The 4,262-nt window shown below is 38.7% G+C and carries 4 protein-coding genes and 1 pseudogene; all 5 read right to left on the reverse strand.

Annotated elements, in window-relative coordinates:
* Nucleotides 1-292 (reverse strand): annotated as a pseudogene (locus tag BZK14_RS04235) (serine dehydratase subunit alpha family protein); the annotation flags it as partial.
* Nucleotides 293-434: 142 nt separating this feature from the next.
* The gene (locus tag BZK14_RS04240; protein WP_077925332.1) at nucleotides 435-1,202 is read right to left on the reverse strand and encodes an aspartate dehydrogenase; all 768 of its coding nucleotides are present in this window, start codon (nucleotides 1,200-1,202) and stop codon (nucleotides 435-437) included.
* Nucleotides 1,203-1,204: 2 nt separating this feature from the next.
* Nucleotides 1,205-2,467 carry a phosphoribosylamine--glycine ligase gene (gene purD / locus BZK14_RS04245; protein WP_077925333.1) on the reverse strand — a complete coding sequence of 421 codons (1,263 nt, stop codon included), beginning with the start codon at nucleotides 2,465-2,467 and terminating at the stop codon, nucleotides 1,205-1,207.
* Nucleotides 2,468-2,640: 173 nt separating this feature from the next.
* Nucleotides 2,641-3,051: a c-type cytochrome gene (locus BZK14_RS04250; RefSeq protein WP_077925334.1), complete on the reverse strand. Its 411-nt coding sequence runs from the start codon at nucleotides 3,049-3,051 to the stop codon at nucleotides 2,641-2,643.
* A 16-nt stretch (nucleotides 3,052-3,067) separates the two neighbouring features.
* Nucleotides 3,068-4,262 (reverse strand): flavin monoamine oxidase family protein (locus tag BZK14_RS04255; RefSeq protein WP_077925335.1); only part of this gene is annotated, 1,195 nt, incomplete at its 5' end.

Here is a 4,262-nt window from a genome sequence, read left to right on the forward strand (position 1 = left end):
TATTAATATTCTTCAAAACCTCTAAGCCAGCATCAGCATCACCACAAACCGCACCAGCTGCTGCTGCAATTGCAAGGCCTTTCATCCCTGTACCAGGAACTGTAACCCCCATGCCATTTTTCATCAAATTAGGAGAAACCTTTGCTGTTATGCGAATAATTGTATCATTACCCACAACTGCTCGTGCTTTGGCAGCCGCTAAAGCCAAAGAAATCGGCTCAGTACAACCTAAAGCAGGCTTTACCTCATTTTTTAATGCTTTAATGTACTCGTTCCAAATCATATGACTCATGATGAATAATCTCCCATACTTAAGTGAAGTCCTATTTGCCCATTATAATAAGCATGATATATTATTTCATAAATTTCACTCATCAAATTAACCTATATTTACTTTTGAATGCATTTTCTTAAATAATCATCAAAAATAATGATCATTGGCAAAACTGAAGCACACTCAAAGCTGCCAACATTGAAGTTTTAGGATTATTAGGTAATGGTAAACCTTGCATTGTTATCTTCATTTCCCCAAACACACCTTTCACTTGAATATTATGCTGATTACGTTCACTTAACGGATCCGCAATTAACTCAACCACCGTTGCATCCATTCCAATACCAGCTAAAGCAATCGTTGCTGCCACATTAGAATTAGCAGGAAATAACGTTGCAGCTTCTCGTGCTGTGCCTTTAAAAAAGGTTGTGGCTTCTTGAATATTACTTAAATCTATCAAGGATTCAGCATGACTACCTCGCCAGCCTTCAGGCGGTTTTCGCCCTTGATAAATGACTTGATCTAAACCCGCTAGCTTCGCCGCTGCTAAACCATCCATACCTGCCACAGCACCCGTTAAAAGATAGGCTTGACATCGATGATCTATTTCAGCTTGTTTCACTTTTGCTTCAAAATCACTATCAGCAAATGCCCCCACAGAAATCACACCAACATCTAAACCCAAAGCTAATAGATCCAACAGATGCTGTTTAACACCTGCTTGCCCTGCCATTTCCACAACAATATCAGGCTTGCCTTGTAATTCTGAAACACAGCTAATCACCTGAACAGAATCACTCATAATATTTTGTATTTGCTTAACTCTTTCTGGCTTCACTAACAAATAACCGAGCGATAAATCGCTCGGCAAATTTGCTACTACATATTGAGCCATGGCACCGTAACCTATTACCATGATCTTTTTCATATCTATTTCTCTTTAAAACGATGTCCAATGTCTTTACGGAAGAATGTGCCTTCTGTCGAAACTTGATCCATCATTGCATAAGCATTCGCTTTAGCTTCTTTAAATGTTGGCGCACTGCCTGTTACTACTAAAATACGGCCACCATTTGATATGATTTGACCATCTTTTTCAGCAACACCTGCATTGAAAATCATATTATTCACGCCATCCGCTTTCACATTTTTCAATGGATAACCCAATTTAGGTTCTTGCGGATAACCTTCTGAGGCTAAAACTACGCCCACACAATATTCATTTTTCCATTTTACTTTAGGAATCTCACCATCGGTTAACATAGATAAAATCACATCCACCAAGTCGCTTTCCAATAATGGCAAAATAACTTCTGCTTCAGGATCACCAAAGCGAGCATTGAATTCTATGGTTTTAAAACCTTCTTTTGTTAAAATTAAACCACCATACAAAAAGCCTGTGAATGGCTTACCTTCTTTGACTAAACCATCAGCAACTGGCTGCATGATTGTTTTCACTGCAATTGCAGTTTCATCACTATCTGCGGTGAAGCAAGGAGCATAAGCACCCATTCCACCTGTATTTGGACCTTCATCATTATCGTAAGCACGTTTGTGATCTTGCGCCATGACCATTGGCACAACTTTATTACCATGAACAAAACACATTAATGAATATTCATTGCCTTCCAAGAACTCTTCAATCACGATACGAGCACCAGCATCACCAAAGCGGTTATCCTCCAGCATATCTACAACTGTTGCTCTTGCTTCATCCATTGTTGTTGGTAATACAACACCTTTACCTGCTGCCAAGCCATCAGCTTTGATAACAATTGGCACGCCCACTTTTTCAAGGTATTGAATAGCATCTGCTGTATTGGTAAATGTTTGATGCACTGCTGTCGGCACATCATATTTATTCATAATGATTTTAGCGAAATCTTTACTGCCTTCGATCTGTGCTGCATTTTGGTTTGGCCCCCAAACTTTAATGCCTTTTGCATTCATTTGATCAGCAACACCTGCAACCAAGCTTGATTCAGGTCCCACGATCACTAAATCAATATGATTTGCTTCTGCCCAATTAGCCAATTCTTCTGCATTGGTTTCAGAAATATTCACCAAAGTTGCAATGTCCTTCATACCAACATTACCTGGTGCTACAAATACATCTGAAACTTTAGAACTTTGCTTTACTTTCCAAGCCAAAGCATGTTCGCGCCCACCTTTACCAACAATTAAAATTTTCATCGTTTCTCTATTCTCACTCACTAAAATATCAAATTCATGATCCTACAAAGCGGTCATATCATATCATTCATTGAATGAATATATAAGAAAAAAGGTAGTCACTTTCAGCAACTACCTCTTTATTATTCAATATCTTACTTTACCTAAAGATATCTAATGATAACTCATTGACTTTAGTTCAAATCGTTATAGTCGTAATCTGCAACACGCATTGGCGCAACATCTTTCGCTGTAATTGTTTCTTTCACACCGTTAAAGTTAGTACGCACATAGTTCACAACATTTGCAATTTGTTCATCATCCAAAATGCCACCTAAAGCTGGCATACCATGTAAACCATACAATACTACGATGGATGGATAAGCTGCTTGTTGCAATTTTGGATTATCTTTCAATGCTGGGTAAAAACCTGCACCGACTGCACCACGACCATCTGGCATATGACAACCTGCACAAGAAGCATTATAAATTTCTTCACCGCCTCTTACTTCGATAACGCCACTACCTGCTAAACCGCCCGCACCATCAGCGTAAACAAAGTTCAACATGCTTAAAAATGCAGTACCTAAAAGAATCTTTTTCATCTGTCTTGTCCTTCAATTATTTCTTAGATGCTCTGTCGTTCAATTGGCGAATTGCTTCTAATGAAGACAAAATCGCACCTTCTTGCCACGCAGGAATGTAAGAAACATGCTCACCTGCCAACACAACACGGTTATCCATTGTTGAAACATCTTTAAAATGTTTTTCACGAGTTGTATCAGTCCATAAACCATAGCAACCTAAAGTACCTGGATTACGGTGCCATGCAACAGAAATACCATTATCAAACTCTTCTTTAGCTTGTGGATGGATTTTTACGAAATCATCCATAACCTTAGCCAAACGGTTTTCAGGTGTTCTTGCAGAGAAATCAAATGAGTTAATACCAAATTGGTAAGCCGCCAATACAACACCTGGGCCTTTAGAGAAATACTGATCACTAGGATAAGAAATCTGGCCAATATCTAAATCTGTAAAGGTAATACCACCGTAGATTTGCTCATCTTCTTCCCAGAAACGACGCTTGAATTGAACACCAGCTTTAAAGCTTGTTGCATAGTGAACTGCAGCGATACCATCTTTAACTTTACGGCTCAAATTATTTTTGATTTGTGCCAATACTGAGAAAGGAATTGTACAAACGCACCATTCAGCTGTTTCTACTTTCTCTTTATCGCCATCAGCCATATCAACGTAAGTTACTTTAACGCCTTTATCATCTTGGTTGATTTCAATAACTTTTGAACTCAATTGAATGTCTGACATTAAATCTTTAGCAATTGCTTTAGGCAACTGATCCATACCACCCACTGGCTGGAACATTGTTGATGCATATTCAATGTTGAAATGCATATTCAATGCTGACCACAAATTTGAAGACAATACGTCATCAAAATTCAAAGGCGTTGATGGAATTGCATCATGAGTTGCGCCAGCTGGTGTTGCCCAACCGCGGTAATGAGAACCAGTTTCACCAGTGTAGCGATAGTTCTTATCCAAAGCACCCCATTCTTTCAATGCTTCTAGCAACATTTCTTTATTTTCTTTAGTGATCGAATCATCCAAGTTATTTTGGTTGATTGATTTTGCTAACAATTCGTTAGTGTGGCCACGGAAATCAGAGAAAATTTCGCGATATCTTTGTGGCTTGCCACCAAATGCATTTGAGTTATGCAAATAAGCATTTTGGTTCACTTGTTGGAATGGTTGCATTTGTACGCCAAATTCACGTGCATAGTGCAAGTAACCTTGG

The sequence above is a fragment of the Wohlfahrtiimonas larvae genome (genome assembly GCF_002006755.1).
In the GTDB taxonomy this organism is placed as follows: domain Bacteria; phylum Pseudomonadota; class Gammaproteobacteria; order Cardiobacteriales; family Wohlfahrtiimonadaceae; genus Wohlfahrtiimonas; species Wohlfahrtiimonas larvae.